Genomic DNA, 15,949 nt, shown 5'->3' with positions numbered 1-15,949 from the left:
TCCTGGAAAGGACTTTCCCATGACGACGAAGACCACCCGTCGGCGACGGCTAGCCAGCGCTGTCGCCCGCGTGGCTGCCGCCGCCGCCGTGACCGTCGCACTGGCTCCCACCGCGCAGGGCGCCGATACCTACGGCGCTATCGCTTACTCCGCCAACGGTTCGTGGGGACGATCGCACGCCTACCCGACCAAGGCGGCCGCCGAGGCGACGGCGGTGAAGTCCTGTGGTTACTCCGATTGCAAAGTGCTGACCACCTTCACCGCGTGCGGCGCGGTCGCGGCCAAAGACCGCGAATACCAGGGCGGTACGGGGCCCGACCTGAGTGCCGCCATGAAGGACGCCCTGAGCAAGCTCAGCGGCGGATACGTCGACACGTGGGCCTGTAACTGACGCGTCGAGATCGCTCCAAGAATTCGTAAAGATAACGAATAGGCCAACGTCAGAACCTTTTCTCAACGAGCCACTCCGCCTCCCGCGGGATGGCGAACCACTGAGAAAAGGACGAGACGATGAAACGCTTCACCATCCCCTCGGTGGCTAAGACCGCCCTCTTCGCCACCGTCTCCGCCGCCGTCGCGCTGGGACTCGCCGCACCGGCCGAGGCTTTCCCCACCAGGTCCGGAACGACCATGTACGGCGACCCGGCGGCCGTCGCCAAGTACTGGCGCCACCAGAAGTACGACGACTGCGCCATCATGTCCGGCGCCGACGTGGTGGGTCAGATCACCGGCGACCTTCCCTCCGAGCGGTCCATCATCAAAGTCGCCCAGAACACTCCGAGCGTCGTGCACCCGGGTTCGATCTACCTCAAGCCGGCCGACAAGAACGACCCGAACTCGGGTATGGGCACCAACCCGGGTGACCTGCCAACCCTGTTGGCGCACTATGGAATTCATGCTGCGAACACCGACGCGGACAACGCAGGCAAGACCGGCCTGGCCACCGGAATGGAAGCTCTCGAGGAATACCTGGGCAGCGGCCGCGCAGTGATCGTCGGGCTCAACGCCGAGATGATCTGGAACCAGCCGGTCGAGAACACCGGCGCCGATGGAGAACCCCGGGCCGACCACGCCGTGGTGGTGACCGGTGTCGACACGGCCAACGGCATCGTGCACCTCAACGACAGCGGCAGCCCGAAGGGCAAGGACGAGCAGATTCCGATGGCCGTCTTCGTCAAGGCGTGGGCCACCAGCCACAACTTCATGACCGTCACCGACGAGACACGCAAAGTCTCTTAGCGCCAGGGCATTTGACGGTAACCCTTTCATTGAGACATCGAAAAGGTCTGCCTCGCAACCCTTTTGCACCACCCTTCGCGGAAGAGAAAGAACGAACGACATGACGAACAGGATCGCCAAGACCACCGTGCTGACACTGGTGGCCGGCGTCGTCACCCTGGGCTTGGCCACACCGGCCGCGGCCTCCGCGGGCGGCATCATGTACGGCGACCCAGTCGCGGCGGCCAAGTGGTGGCGCTACCAGACATATGACGACTGCGTGCTGATGGCCAGTGCCGATGTGGTCGGTCAGATCACCGGCAGCGAGCCCACGGAGCAGGACATCATCAATGTCGCGCAGTCGACACCCAGCACCGCGCACCCCGGCTCTATCTACATCACGCCGGCCGACGGCCAGCACCCGGACTCGGGCAACGGCACCAGCCGCAGCGACATCCCGACGCTGCTGGGGCACTACGGCATCGGCGTGACGACCACCGACGCGGACCGGGCCCCGAAAAGCGGCATCGCCACCGGTATCGATGCCCTCAAGCAGTACCTCGGCAGCGGTCACGCGGTAATGGTCAGCGTCAACGCCGAAATGATCTGGGGTGACCCGATTGAGAACACGGACGACGACGGCAACCCGGTATCTGACCACTCCGTGGTGGTCACCGGCGTCGACACCGCCAAAGGCGTGGTGCACCTCAACGACAGCGGTACCGCCAAGGGACGCGACGAACAACTACCCCTGGACCTGTTCACCAGGGCATGGGCAACAAGCCACTACTTCCTCGTCGTCACTGACGGGAAGGTCAAATGAGAACCGCAAACCCCTGCGGAACAACACATTTGGCGCCAGCCGCCGATAATCGTCTTGGCGGGGCGGCGTTTGAGTCACCGACCTGTCGGTCTCGGATCGCCCAGGATGCACCAACTTCCCGCCACTATGCCGCAGAATGACAGACGCACCCCATAGACAAGACCCATATGGACCAGGAAACAATGACGAGAAGGGCGCCGTACTGGCACCTCGCTATCCGAAGGCATCGGAAGGCCGCGGAGGACCCTGAATGGCTGGTAGCGCAATGACGGACACACGTCTCGAGTTCGGCGTGCTCGGACCACTGGAGATGAAGATCGACGGCACGCTGGTGCCGTTGGGCACACCCAAGCAACGGGCGGTGCTGGCCATGCTGGTCATCAACCGCAACCGGCCGGTCGGGATCGACGCACTGATCACCGCCCTGTGGGAGGAATGGCCGCCGTCCGGCGCGCGGGCCAGTATCCACTCCTACGTGTCGAATCTGCGCAAGCTGGTCAGCGGTTCCGGCGCCGACCCCCGCGTGGTGCTGGCCGCGGCGCCGCCGGGGTACCGGCTCACCATCCCCGAAACCACCTGCGATCTGGGCCGATTCATCGCCGAGAAGACAGCAGGCGTGCACGCCGCGGCGGCCGGCCGGTTCGAGCAGGCCAGTCGCCACCTGTCGGCGGCGCTGGGCGAGTGGCGCGGTCCGGTGCTAGACGACCTGCGGGACTTCCAATTCGTCGACTCCTTCGCCACCGCCCTGGTCGAGGACAAGATCCTTGCGCACACCGCCAAGGCGGAGGCCGAGATCGCCTGTGGGCGAGCGTCGGCGGTCATCACCGAACTCGAGTCGCTGACGGTGGAACATCCCTACCGGGAACCGCTGTGGGCGCAGTTGATCACCGCCTACTACGTCAGCGACCGCCAGTCGGATGCGTTGAACGCCTACCGCCGGGTCAAAACCACGCTCGCCGACGACCTGGGCATCGACCCCGGTCCGACACTGCGCGCGCTGCACGACCGGATCCTGCGCCAGGAACCCTTGGACGCGAAGCAAAACGCCAAGGTCACTGCCGTCGGCACAGTCACGGCGCTTGACCAGCGCACCAACGCCGCGCGCCAAAAGGTGGCCGCCTACCTGCACGAAATCGCCACGGGCCGCGACTACCCGTTGCGCTCGGCGGCCACCCGGATCGGCCGCCTCAGCGACAATGACATCGTTCTGGACAGCGCGAACGTAAGCCGTCACCACGCCGTCATCGTCGACACGGGAACCAACTTCATCATCAACGACCTGCGGTCATCGAACGGCGTTCATGTGCGGCACCAACGGATCCGGGTGGCCGCGACGATCAGCGACGGCGACCACATCGGAATCTGTGATCACGAGTTCACCTTCCGGATTGCCGCGCAGACGCAAGCCTGACGTTTGCCCGCTGAGTGTCAAAGCGCGCTCGGCGCAACGCGATTCCGGGCCACTTTTGGCTGCTCCGGCGGTGTCACACCCAGCGGGATGATCGGCCCGCACAGCGCAATTTCCGCGCGATGACGACCACCGCCCAGTCGGCCGCCTTATTGGCAAGCGCCCACCGTGCCGATTACCGTCATGGTTGCTGTACCCGTGGTTGCGTTCGATGCGGTACGTGGCGGCTGTTGATAGTGTCGGCGGGATTCGGGTTGGTGGAGGAGGAGCGGCGATGAGCGAGGCATCAGACTCGCGGGTGGGCACGACGTTCGGGCCCTACCATCTCAAGCGGTTGCTGGGCCGCGGTGGGATGGGCGAGGTCTACGAGGCCGAGCACACCGTCAAGGAATGGACCGTGGCCGTCAAGCTGATGACCGCCGAGTTCAGCAAGGACCCGGTATTTCGCGAGCGGATGAAGCGCGAAGCCCGCATCGCCGGCCGACTGCAAGAACCCCACGTCGTGCCGATCCACGACTACGGCGAGATCGACGGCCAGATGTATCTGGAGATGCGCCTGGTCGAAGGCACCGACCTGGACAGCGTCCTCAAGCGCTTCGGCCCGCTGACCCCGCCGCGCGCGGTGGCCATCATCACCCAGATCGCCTCGGCGCTGGACGCCGCCCACGCCGCCGGCGTCATGCACCGCGACGTCAAACCCCCCAACATCTTGGTCACTCGCGACGACTTCGCCTACCTGGTCGACTTCGGCATCGCCAGTGCCACCACCGACGAGAAGCTGACCCAGCTGGGCACCGCGGTAGGCACCTGGAAATACATGGCGCCCGAACGGTTTTCCAACGACGAGGTCACCTACCGCGCCGACATCTACGCCCTGGCCTGCGTGCTCTACGAATGCCTGACCGGTGCTCCGCCGTACCGCGCCGACAGCGCGACCACTCTGGTCACCGCACATCTGATGGACCCGATTCCGCAGGTGAGCAGCCAACGTGCCGGCATCCCCAAGGCCTTCGATGCGGTGATCGCCCGCGGCATGGCCAAAAAGCCCGAAGACCGCTACGCCAGCGCCGGGGACTTCGCCCGCGCCGCTCACGACGCGCTCAGCGACCCGGACCAGGACCACGCCGAGAACATCCTGCGCCGCAGTCGCGAGTCCACGCTGCCCGGCACCGCAGTGACCCCGCCGCCGTCCGGCCCCGGCAGCGGCCCGCTGCCGAGTGCTCCGCAGTATTCGCCGCCGCCGGCCTACGGTGACCCGATCGGGTCGGGACCGTTGCAGCGCCAGGGCCCGCCGAGCCAGCCCTCCTGGGGGCCGCCGGCCAGCGGGCCGATTCCGAGCCAGAGCCCGCCCCCGCAATCTCCGCAGTACTTCCACAGTGGTAGCTGGGGCGGCACGCCGCCCGGCGGCCAGCCACCAACCGGTTCCGCCGCCTGGAACCAGGGCGGTCAACCGCCGGGCGGTAAACGCAACCCCTGGCCCATCGTGGCGGCCGCCGCGGCGGTGGTGGTCGTTCTCGTCGTCGCCGGCATCGGTATCTGGTATGCCACGAAGCCAGGCGACAACCACAACGCGGACGACACCACCACAACGTCCCCGTCCAGCACGACTACCACCACCGCGAAGAGTTCGCCGACCACGACTCCCGGCGGCAGTCCGCAGAGCAAGCTGCTATCGATGCTGCCTTCGGGCTATCCGTCCGGGACGTGCACACCCACGACGCCTAAGCCGAACAGCGTCTGGACCAACACGATCGCCATGCTCGACTGCGGTCAGAACACCAACCAGGGCGGCCCGAGTCGCGCGATCTACGGCTTGTTCCCGAACCTGGCCACGTTGAAGTCCGCTTTCAACGACGACATCGCGGCCGTCCAATTGACGAATTGCCCGGGAGAGGGACCGTCCCCGGACGGGTGGCACTACGACCGGGATCCGACTGTGACGGCGGGGATGATCGCCTGCGGCACCTACAAGAACCACCCGAACGTCATCTGGAGCAACGAAGGCAAGTTGATGCTGAGTGACGTGTTCGGAGATCCCGCTACCCTCGAAGACCTGCACAATTGGTGGGCCAAGTACGGCTGACCAAACCAATTGGCAGACCGTTGTTTTGGCTCCCTGGCGCTCCAAATGGCAGGTAGGGCAACGGTATTGAGAGCTGGCGGGCGAGCCTTGGTTGGGGGTATCAGCGATGGGCACTGCGCCGGACTCGCGTGAGGGCTCTACATTTGGGCCCTACCGACTGAAACGACCGCTGGGCCGGGGCGGAATGGGCGAGGTCTACGAGGCCGAACACACCATCAAGGGTTGGACCGTCGCGGTCAAGCTGATGTCGGAAAGCGTCAGCAAGGATCCGGTGTTCCGCGAGCGGATGAAGCGCGAGGCGCGCATAGCCGGGCGGCTGCAGGAACCCCACGTGGTACCCATCCACGACTACGGTGAGATCGACGGTCAGCTGTTCTTGGAGATGCGCCTCGTAGAGGGCACCGACCTCGACAAGCTGATCGCCCGCGAAGGTCCGCTGCCGCCGTCCCGGGCGATCGCGATCATCACCCAGATCGCTTCGGCGCTGGACGCCGCGCACGCCGCCGGCGTCATGCACCGCGACGTCAAACCCCCCAACATCCTGGTCACCCGCGACGACTTCGCCTACCTGGTCGACTTCGGCATCGCCAGCGCCACCACCGACGAGAAGATCACCCAGCTGGGCACCGCCGTCGGCACCTGGAAATACATGGCGCCCGAACGGTTCAGCAACGACCAGGTGACCTTCCGGGCCGACATTTACGCGCTGGCTTGTGTCTTGTACGAGAGCCTCACCGGTAGCGCGCCGTACCAGTCCGACAATGCCGGCGTCCTGATCAGCGCCCACATGAACAATCCGATCCCCCGGCCGAGCGCCGCCCGGACGGGAACGCCGCGAGCGCTGGACGCGGTGATCGCTCGCGGCATGGCCAAGAAACCGGCCGATCGGTATCCCAGCGCCGGTGGGCTGGCCCTCGCCGCGCAGCAGGCGCTCAGCGAACCCGACCAGGACCAAGTTGCCGACATCGTGCGGCGCAGCCAGGAAGCGGTCCTGCCGCCACCACCCGTCGAGCCCCGGAAAGCCGGGCACCGACCCGCCCCGCCCCCGCCTCGACCGGCCCCGCCACAGCCTCCACCGGCCCCGCCACAGCCTCGACCGGCCCCGCCGCAGCCTCGACCGGCAATGCATCCCGGCCCGTCCGGTCCGATCCCGCGCCAGCCTGGCGTGCCAGCAGCGCCGCCCGGTTACCCGGCGCGCAGCCCGGTCCCCTTCGGAGGCTTCCAAGGCGGTCCGCCGCCGCAACAACCTTTCGCCGGGCCGATGCCTTGGCACCCGGCGCCGCCGCGGCGCCGCAACACGTGGGAAATCATTGCCGCAGTGGTTGCGGTCATCCTGATCCTGATACTGGTCGTGCTCGGTATCTACGCGGCCGCCGAAGCCTCCGGCACCACGACGACGACACTCTCTCCGCCCGGCAAACCTGTGACTCGTAGCGCTCCGGGGCCCGCAAGAGGAATGATTCGGGGCAGCTTGGTCGGCATACCGGAGGCTTTGCATGGACGACACGGCGGGGACGGCGGTTTCTGAGCTGGCGCGCCTGGAGCTGCGCGGGGGTGGTCGGACGTGGCGGGTGACGCCGGATCGGGTGTGGACGCTGGGGCGTTCCAGTGAGGTGGATATCCGGTTGGAGAATCCGCGGATCTCGCGGGTGCATGCGGTGTTGGAGCCCTCGCCGGGGGGGTGGGTGCTGGTCAATCGCAGCAGTAACGGGATGTTCGTGGCCGGGCAGCGGGTGGAGCGGTTGACGATCAGCGGGCCGGTGGGTGTGGTGTTGGGGTCGGTGACCTCCGGGGAACTGCTCGAGGTGCAGCCATTGGGCAACGAGACAGCGGCGGTGGGGCCGCCCTCGATCGGGGAGGTGACCACCCAGGTGGTGCAGGTGCCGCTGCCCCCCGCTGCGCCGAGTGAGGGCGGTGACGGTTTGGAGGCCACCTCGGTGCTCGACATCAGTGGCCCAGTGCCAGCACCTGGGGGGCAGGTCGGGGGGCAGACCGGGTCGGTACGGACCCCGACCGCGGTACACACCATGGACGCGGTGGTGGTCAGCATCGGGCGCGCCCCGGAGAACACCGTGGTCCTCAACGACCTGCTGGTCTCGCGACGACACGCCTTGCTGCGCCGCTCGGGTCAGCGCTGGGAGTTGATCGACAACCACAGCGCCAACGGCACCTACGTCAACGGCACCCGCATCACCCGCGCGGTGATCGGACCCGACGACATCGTGGGCATCGGCCACCAACTGCTGCACCTATCCGGCGACCGGCTGGTCGAATACGTCGACACCGGCGACATCTCCTATGAAGCCACCCACCTAGGCGTGCAAACCCCCAAAGGCAAAACCCTGCTGGCCGATGTCAGCTTCGTGCTGCCCCAACGCAGCTTTTTGGCCGTGGTGGGCCCCTCAGGGGCCGGCAAATCCACCCTGCTGGGCGCCCTGACCGGATTCCGCCCGGCCACCGCGGGCACCGTGCGCTACGACGAGCGCGACCTCTATGACAACTACGACGAACTGCGCCACCGCATCGGTTTCGTCCCCCAAGACGACATCCTGCACACCCCGCTGACCGTGCGCCGCGCCCTGAACTACGCCGCCCAACTACGCTTCCCCCACGACGTCAGCGCCGCCGAACGCCAACAACGCATCGACGAAGTCCTCACCGAACTCGGCCTGATGACCCAAGCCGACCAACGCATCGACAGCCTGTCGGGCGGACAACGCAAACGCACCAGCGTGGCCCTGGAACTGCTGACCAAACCCTCCCTGCTGTTTTTGGACGAACCCACCTCCGGGCTAGACCCCGGCTATGAGAAATCGGTCATGCAAACCCTGCGCAGCCTGGCCGACGACGGGCGCTCGGTGGTCGTGGTCACCCACAACATCGCCCACCTCAACATGTGCGACCGGCTGCTGGTCCTGGCCCCCGGCGGCCGGCTGGCCTACTTCGGCCCACCCCAACAAGCCCTGGCCTACTTCAACTGCACCGACTTCGCCGACCTGTTCATCCTGCTCGAAAACGACACCACCACCGACTGGACCGCCCGCTACCACGACTCCCCCTTCCACGCCGCCTTCACCCCCCAACACCACCCCACCCCACCCACCACCACCATCACCACCACAACGACGAGCGGCAAAGCGAAAACCCCCGCCCAGCAAAGCCCCCTGGCCCAATTCACCATCCTGTGCCGGCGCTACCTCGCCGTCATCGCCGCCGACCGCCAATACGCCCTGTTCCTGCTCGCCCTGCCCCTACTACTGAGCCTGTTCACCTACGCCGTCCCCGGCGACGCCGGCCTCTCCCTGGCCAAAGCGATAGAGAAGGTGTCAACCCAGCCGGGCCAGCTGTTGGTATTGCTGATCATCGGTGGCGCGCTGATGGGGTGTGCGACCTCGATCCGCGAGATCGTCAAGGAACAGGCCATCTACCGGCGCGAGCACGGCATCGGCCTCTCCGGCAGCGCCTACCTCGCCTCCAAACTCGCTGTGCTGGGCGCGATTACGAGTGCACAGGGACTGATTCTGGGTTTTCTGGGCGTCGCCTTCTTGCCGCCACCGGACCAATCGGTGGTGCTGCCGTGGCCGCGGTTGGAGATCGCGGTCGCCGTGCTGGCGGTCACCGTCGTGTCGATGATCGTGGGGCTGCTGATCTCGGCGCTGATCGGCAACGCCGACCGCGGCATGCCGCTGCTGGTCCTGGTGGTGATGGCCCAACTCGTGTTGTGCGGCGGAATGTTCGGGGTAGACGACCGGGTTCCGCTCGAGCAACTGGCCTGGCTGTCCCCGTCCCGCTGGGCCTACGCCATGGCCGCGTCGACGGTAGACCTCAACGACCTGCACCGCACCGCCGGCGGCGACCAGGATCCGCTGTGGGACTACGACATCGGTAGCTGGTCGGTCGCCGCCGCGGCCTGCGCCGCGCAGGCGATCGGGTTGGTGATCCTGATCGTGCTCCGGTTGCGCCGCATGGGTCCGCAACGCAGGGCTAAGAATTAATGGACGGAATTAATGGACGGCGGAATTTGCGGACGGCACATCTAGCGCGCGGCTGTTGATAATGTCTGCCACATTGCGGGTTGACTGGGAGGATCAGCGATGAGCGATACGCAGGACTCGCGGGTGGGCACGACGTTCGGGCCCTACCATCTCAAGCGGTTGCTGGGCCGCGGTGGGATGGGCGAGGTCTACGAGGCCGAGCACACCGTCAAGGAATGGACCGTGGCCGTCAAGGTCATGACCGCCGAGTTCAGCAAGGACCCGGTTTTCCGCGAGCGGATGAAGCGCGAAGCCCGCATCGCCGGCCGACTGCAAGAACCCCACGTCGTGCCGATCCACGACTACGGCGAGATCGACGGCCAGATGTATCTGGAGATGCGCCTGGTCGAAGGCACCGACCTGGACAGCGTCCTCAAGCGCTTCGGCCCGCTGACCCCGCCGCGCGCGGTGGCCATCATCACCCAGATCGCCTCGGCGCTGGACGCCGCCCACGCCGCCGGCGTCATGCACCGCGACGTCAAACCCCCCAACATCTTGGTCACCCGCGACGACTTCGCCTACCTGGTCGACTTCGGCATCGCCAGTGCCACCACCGACGAGAAGCTGACCCAGCTGGGCACCGCCGTGGGCACCTGGAAATACATGGCGCCCGAACGGTTTTCCAACGACGAGGTCACCTACCGCGCCGACATCTACGCACTGGCCTGCGTGCTCTACGAATGCCTGACCGGCGGCCCACCCTACCGCGCCGACAGCGCCGGAATGCTCGTGACGGCGCACCTGATGAACCCCGTCCCGCAGGTCAGCACGCAGCGCGCCGGCATCCCCAAGGCCTTCGATACGGTGATCGCCCGCGGCATGGCCAAAAAGCCCGAAGACCGCTACTCCAGTGCCGGAGACCTGGCCTTGGCCGCTCACGAAGCGCTGAGCGACCCGGACCAGGACCACGCCGAGAAGATCGTGCGCCGCAGCCAGGAAGCCACGCTGCCGACTCCGCCGGCGGCGGGCTCACCGCCGACCATGGCGGCCACCATGGCGGCGCCGCAACCGCCGCCCGCGCCGGCAAGCATGCCGCAGTACGGTCCGGGCCAGTCCGGACCACTGCCGCAGCAGCACCCATCCGGACCCGGCGGCTGGGGGGCGCCAAGCGGCCCCATTCCCAGTTCGAGTCCACCCCCGCCGCAGTACCAGGGCGGCGGCTGGGGCGGCGGCCCGCCCGGGACACCGGCACCTCCGCAACATTCCGGCCCGGCGTGGCACCAGGGCCAGCCCACGAAGAAGCGCAGTCCCTGGCCCATCGTTGCCGCTGTGGGCGCCGTGCTGGTTCTGATCGTGGGCGGGCTGGGCATCTGGATCGCGACTCGGCCGGACGATAAGCCGAAGAAATAGCCCATTTCCGAGGAACGGCTGAGCTCGCTGCTATTGAGCGCTTCGGAGATCAATTCCGTGATGGGCTCGGCGACGATGACACCCGGGAAAGCCATCACCACCGTGGACAACACCGCGATGACCCTGTCGATCCCGGACTGCCAGGGTGCGATGTACACCAGCCAGGGCGCGGTGTACGCCGGTAGCGGCTATACCGGACTCAGCGGACTGGTGTTGTCCGAGCCCGGCGACGACTACGACCACTGGGTCAACCAGGCCACGATCAGCTTCCCCACCGCCGCCAAAGCCGAGGCCTTCATGGACACCTCGCTGAGCAAGTGGAAGAACTGCGCGGGCAAGACGGTCACGGTCACCAACAAGGGCAAGACCTACCGGTGGACATTCCACGAGGTGGACGGCTCTCCCCCGGAGATCAGCGTGCTGGACGTCCAAGAGGGTGCCAACGGCTGGGAGTGCCAGCGGGCGATGGCGGTGGCCAACAACATCATCATCGACATCAACGCGTGCGGGTACCAGATTACCGATCAGGGCCACCGGATCGCCGACAAGATCGTCGCCAAGGTCGACAACGAGGACTAGCGATCGCTAGCCGGACAGGTCGGGTCCTTGCGCCCGTAGGTCGTCGACCGCGGACATCGCGCTGCGCAGCTTGGCCAGCCATTCCTCGGTGTGCTCGCCGACCAGCTTGACCGACCAGGCGAGCGCGTCGGCACGTGATCGCGCGACGCCGGCGTCGACCAGGGTGTCCAGAACCTGGCGTTCCGGTTGCTTGAGTCGCGTCATGACCGGAACTGCGATGTGGGTGAACAGAATTCGTTTGCCGCCGACCTCGACTCCCCAAGACACCTTCCGCCCGTAGCGGTCCTGAGCCTCCTCGGCGATCGCCATCCGCTCCGGGCGGGTCTCCTCGCGGAATCGCGAGACCCGGCCCTCGGCGCGAGCGGGAATCTCGTCGCCCTCGCCGGCCTGCACGGCCGCCAGCTTTCCGACCACCGTGATTTCCTCGCGGTCGACGGTGACGGTCGGATCCCCGTCGAACCAGTCCTCCGGCAGCCGTCCGCCGAACCAGTCCGCGGCATCGCTGGCGTCAGGTTGTTCTGCTTGTTGCCAGCCGCCGGGGCGCCCGCCGCGTCGGCCATGGTGATGAAGTTTCATGATTACATCATTACAGCGTTACACCGATTACAAAAGAGTGTTCGCCGCCGGCGAATCCGCGCGTTCACCCAACGGTCGCCGACCGTTGCTATCGGGCCTGCACAGTTGTATTTTTGGTAGCGAAGCAGGCCCGGAAGCGACCGAATCTAAAGAGCCGGAAGACGGGTAAAAACCGGCCGCGTCAGACCCGCGTAAGACGGAGTCAGCAACGCCCCGCAGAGTCGCGCCGGGCCTGCCCATGTGTGCAGGCGGTTAGTCTTGGGCGCCTCGCCTGACCCGGTAAAGCTTCGATTCGCCCTTGATTCCCTTCAAACGTCGCCCGCCGGCGAACGACCACTCGAAACCGGCGTCATCGCCCCGCTCCTTCAAGGCATCCTTGACCGACTCGGCGACGAGCACCGTGCCAGGTCGCGCCGCGCCGGTGACCCGGCTCGCCGCATTGACCGGACTGCCGAACCAGTCGCCGGCCCGGCTGACGGCCATTCCGGAAGCGGCGCCGGCGCGCAGCCGCGGAAATGCGTCGTCGGTATCAACCATTTCAACCAGCTTCAAGACCGTGTCCAGCAACGGTGCCGGATCGGAGCAGATCAGCATCACCGCGTCGCCGATGGTCTTGATGAACCGGACCGGCGGCGTGGTGAGATCCCGGGCCAGCTCGGCCAGGCGGCCCGCGAGCTGACTCAACTCCTCGGCCGAGACCGCCTCACCGAGCTTGGTGAATCCGACGAGGTCGGCGAAGGCGACGGTGACCGGGCGGGCGCCCGGCAGCGGCTTGCCGGCAGCGCGCTCGCCGGCGTTGACCGCTTCGGTCTCCATCATGTGGCGCAGGTGCAGCAGCAGCATCTCCTGGATCATCGGGCCGAGCAGCGGCGCCAGTTCGCCCACCAGCGCCTTGGATCCCTGCGCAATCTGCAGCTCGGTGGCGCCGGGTCGCAGGATGGCCGCCAGCGCGGCGTAGCGCATGACCTCGGCTGCGTGGGAGAGCCCGTCGGACAGCACCCGCACCACGGCAAGCACTTGTTCGGGATCCACTCCCAGCTCTACGAACCGCTGGGCGTAGGCGGCGGCCTCACCATCGGCACGCATGTGAATCGCGGCGTCGGGGTCGTCCACGCTGGCCAGGCCGACGGCCCGCTGGACGCGCTGCAGCAGCTCCAGATCGATGCCGTGCCGTTCGCTGATCTCCCGCGCCGACACGTAGGTGCCGTCATCGCCGATCAGATGCCGAGACGCCAATAACAGGGGCGGGTTGGTGCTTCGGATCTCTTCAGCGCTAATGCCTTGTTCGAGTAGCCACTTCACCAGCTCCGCGCGCTCGGCGCGCGCCGAGCCTTCCAGACCCTCGAGGAGGTCGTCGATATTCGGCTCCGGCTGTTCCACCACCTGTCCCACGTTAGAGTGCCCGCCCGTCATCATGTGGAGGTGATGGGCACACCGCTGCTGCAGGGACTGCCGCCAGTCGTCGACGCCGACGCCGGCGTGCTGATCCTGGGCTCCTTCCCCAGTGTTCGGTCGCTGGCGGACGGTCAGTACTATGCCAACCCGCGCAACGCGTTTTGGCCGATCGTTACTGAGGTTCTCGGGTTCGATTGCACCGCACCATATTCCCGGCGCGTGGCGGCACTGCAGAAAAGCGGCGTGGCCTTGTGGGATGTGCTGCACAGCTGCCGTCGCGCCGGTAGCGCGGACTCCGCGATCGACCCGAAGTGTCTGGTGGTCAATGACTTCGGCGCGTTGTTCGCCGAATACCCGGCGATCACCCGGGTGTACTTCAACGGCGCGAAGGCGGCCGACCTCTTCGAGCGGCTCGTGCGGATAACCCCGCCGGGGTTCACCTTCACGCGGCTGCCGTCGACCAGCCCGGCCAACGCGATCCCGAGGGAGCGAAAGCTGGCCGCCTGGAAGGTGATCGGCCAGTCCGGCTGATCAGGACACCGGCGGGCGCCGGTGCGCCCATGGTCGGGCGGCTTCGATCTGCGCGGACAGCGACAGCAGCGTGGCCTCGTCGTAGGGCCGACCGATGAGTTGCACCGACATCGGCAGCCCTTCGTCGTCAAAATCCCACGGCACCGAGGCGACCGGTTGTCCGGTGAGGTTCCAGATCTGCTGGTACGGAACCCGTTGCGCCACAAGCATCAGCGTGGACACACCGCCGCGGCGCTGGTAGGCGCCGATCCGGGACGGCCCCGTCGCGGTGCCGGGCGTGACGACGACGTCGACGTCTTCGAAGATCGCTTGAATGCGGGCATTCAGCCCCGCTTCGGCGTTGCGCAACGCCGCCATCCGTCGATCCGAAAAGAACGAGCCAAGGTGCGCAATGGCGCGGGTGCGCTTTTCGAGCAGTTCCGGATTGGCCTGTGCGTCCGCGTCATCGCAGATGCCGCGCAGAAATCGGGGCAGATAGTTTGCATACAGCGAGGCCGGATAGTACGGATCCCGGATGACCACCTCGTGGCCGAGATCGCGCAGCAATGCGCCCGCCTGTTCGAGGGCTATCAGCTGCGCCTTGCCGACTCTGACCGGCAACGGTGTCGGCACCTTGGTGCTCAACGCGATTCGCAACTGGCCGGGCGGGCGTGTCGCCGCAGTGACAAACTCGGCTTCCGGGCCGGGCACCGTGCTGGTCGCATCCAGGATCAGCGCCGCATCCATCACCGATCGCGTGATCGGGCCGTTGACGCTCAAGCCCTGCCACGCCCCGTCGTGCGGTTCCAGCGAGATCCGGTCCCGGTGCGGCTTCAGTCCGAACAACCCGCACCACGTGGCCGGGATCCGGATGGAGCCACCGCCGTCGGATCCCAGCGCCACCGGAGCCAGACCGGCGGCGACCGCCGCAGCGCTGCCGCCGCTACTGCCCCCGGGCGTACGACGAAGATTCCACGGATTACGGGTGGCCCCGAACGTCATCGACTCGGTGAACGGCATGATCATCAGCTCCGGCACGGCGGTCTTACCGATGATGACGGCGCCCGCGGCGCGCAGCCGGCGGACCACCTCAGCGTCGTCGGTCACCGCCGGTCCGTGCGCTGCGCTGCCGTACGTCGTTACCTCACCGGCGACGTCGATGTCGTCCTTGATCGCGATCGGCACCCCCAGCAGCGGTCGCCGCTCGCCGGCGTCGATGCGCCGTTGGGCGATGTCGGCCTCGCGACGAGCGCCGTCGTAGCGCACCACGCGGTAAGAGCGGAGTTCGCTGTCGAGTCGCTCGATCCGTTCGAGGTAGACCTCGAGTAGCACCGGTGCGGTGATTTCACCGTCGGCCAGCATGCGCGCCTGTTCGGCCGCGCCGGCGAACGCGAGATCGCTAGGGTCCACTGCCGCAGCGTATCCCGCCCAGCCGCGACGCCCGCACGACCCGTACCGTGGCGATATGTCCTGCGTGTTCTGTGCGATCGCGACCGGCGAGGCCCCGGCCATCCGAATTTTCGAAGACGACGGCTACCTGGCGATCCTCGACATCCGACCGTTCACCCGGGGCCACACGTTGGTGGTGCCCAAAAAACACAGCGTTGACCTGACCGATACCCCGGCGGAGACGCTGGCCGGCATGATCACCATCGGCCAACGGATCGCGCGGGCGGCGCGCGCCACCGAACTGGCCGACGCGACGAACATCGGAATCAACGACGGTCGCGCGGCCTTTCAGACCGTGTCGCACATTCACCTGCATGTGCTCCCCCGGCGCGAGGGTGACAAGCTCTCGGTCGCCAAGGGGTTGTTGCTGCGCCGCGATCCGGATCGGGAGGAAACCGGCCGGATCCTGCGGCAGGCGCTCGCCGGCATCGACGCCGGCCAGTAGCCGATTCGGGCACCGGATCCGGGCCCGTAATAACGCCAGACGGCCGAGCAGCGGTTTATCCTGAGTGGACGCGCGGTGA

At 66.9% G+C, this 15,949-nt stretch carries 11 protein-coding genes and 2 pseudogenes; 10 read left to right on the top strand and 3 right to left on the bottom strand.

What is annotated here, in order from left to right; translation table 11 throughout:
• Window positions 1-19 precede the first annotated feature (19 nt).
• The 8 genes and pseudogenes from BN972_RS11485 (at window position 20) to BN972_RS11450 (ending at window position 11,495) form a co-directional block, all read left to right on the top strand.
• Complete coding sequence (locus BN972_RS11485) at window positions 20-391, top strand: DUF4189 domain-containing protein (RefSeq protein ID WP_036357740.1); 372 nt, start codon at window positions 20-22, stop codon at window positions 389-391.
• A gap of 119 nt (window positions 392-510) precedes the next feature.
• The gene (locus BN972_RS11480; protein ID WP_036357738.1) at window positions 511-1,239 is read left to right on the top strand and encodes a cysteine peptidase family C39 domain-containing protein; all 729 of its coding nucleotides are present in this window, start codon (window positions 511-513) and stop codon (window positions 1,237-1,239) included.
• A gap of 100 nt (window positions 1,240-1,339) precedes the next feature.
• A complete protein-coding gene (locus BN972_RS11475) occupies window positions 1,340-2,041 on the top strand; it encodes a C39 family peptidase (protein ID WP_036357734.1) in 702 nt (233 codons plus the stop codon).
• Window positions 2,042-2,291: 250 nt separating this feature from the next.
• Window positions 2,292-3,452, top strand: a complete 1,161-nt coding sequence (gene embR / locus BN972_RS11470) for an ATPase/transcriptional regulator EmbR (protein WP_036357731.1) — start codon at window positions 2,292-2,294, stop codon at window positions 3,450-3,452.
• 271 nt (window positions 3,453-3,723) lie between these two features.
• A complete protein-coding gene (locus BN972_RS11465) occupies window positions 3,724-5,532 on the top strand; it encodes a serine/threonine-protein kinase (RefSeq protein WP_036357729.1) in 1,809 nt (602 codons plus the stop codon).
• A gap of 106 nt (window positions 5,533-5,638) precedes the next feature.
• Window positions 5,639-6,967 (top strand): annotated as a pseudogene (locus BN972_RS11460) (serine/threonine-protein kinase); the annotation flags it as partial.
• Between the two features lie 61 nt (window positions 6,968-7,028).
• On the top strand, window positions 7,029-9,527 hold the full coding sequence (locus tag BN972_RS11455; protein WP_036357726.1) for an FHA domain-containing protein: 2,499 nt from the start codon (window positions 7,029-7,031) through the stop codon (window positions 9,525-9,527).
• Between the two features lie 99 nt (window positions 9,528-9,626).
• A pseudogene (locus BN972_RS11450) lies at window positions 9,627-11,495 on the top strand (serine/threonine-protein kinase PknH/PknJ).
• 6 nt (window positions 11,496-11,501) lie between these two features.
• On the opposite strand, the gene BN972_RS11445 reads toward BN972_RS11450, so the two are convergent.
• Together BN972_RS11445 and BN972_RS11440 are read right to left on the bottom strand one after the other, a co-directional pair.
• Window positions 11,502-12,071 (bottom strand): hypothetical protein, encoded by a 570-nt coding sequence (locus BN972_RS11445; protein ID WP_036357723.1) that lies wholly within the window; start codon window positions 12,069-12,071, stop codon window positions 11,502-11,504.
• A gap of 252 nt (window positions 12,072-12,323) precedes the next feature.
• Complete coding sequence (locus BN972_RS11440; protein WP_235192437.1) at window positions 12,324-13,454, bottom strand: adenylate/guanylate cyclase domain-containing protein; 1,131 nt, start codon at window positions 13,452-13,454, stop codon at window positions 12,324-12,326.
• A 42-nt stretch (window positions 13,455-13,496) separates the two neighbouring features.
• Here BN972_RS11440 and BN972_RS11435 point away from each other — a divergent pair, with 42 nt between their 5' ends.
• Window positions 13,497-13,997 (top strand): DNA-deoxyinosine glycosylase, encoded by a 501-nt coding sequence (locus BN972_RS11435; protein WP_036360665.1) that lies wholly within the window; start codon window positions 13,497-13,499, stop codon window positions 13,995-13,997.
• Here the strand turns inward: BN972_RS11435 and BN972_RS11430 are convergent, their stop codons facing one another.
• Window positions 13,998-15,386, bottom strand: coding sequence for an amidase (locus BN972_RS11430; RefSeq protein ID WP_036357715.1), 1,389 nt, complete (start codon window positions 15,384-15,386; stop codon window positions 13,998-14,000).
• 55 nt (window positions 15,387-15,441) lie between these two features.
• On the opposite strand from BN972_RS11430, the gene BN972_RS11425 reads away from it, so the two are divergent.
• Window positions 15,442-15,870, top strand: coding sequence for an HIT family protein (locus tag BN972_RS11425; RefSeq protein ID WP_036357713.1), 429 nt, complete (start codon window positions 15,442-15,444; stop codon window positions 15,868-15,870).
• Window positions 15,871-15,949 lie beyond the last annotated feature (79 nt).

The sequence above is a fragment of the Mycobacterium asiaticum DSM 44297 genome (assembly GCF_000613245.1).
Taxonomy (GTDB): domain Bacteria; phylum Actinomycetota; class Actinomycetes; order Mycobacteriales; family Mycobacteriaceae; genus Mycobacterium; species Mycobacterium asiaticum.
Note: the sequence above shows the minus strand (reverse complement) of the source record. Positions and strands in the feature narration are given on the sequence as shown.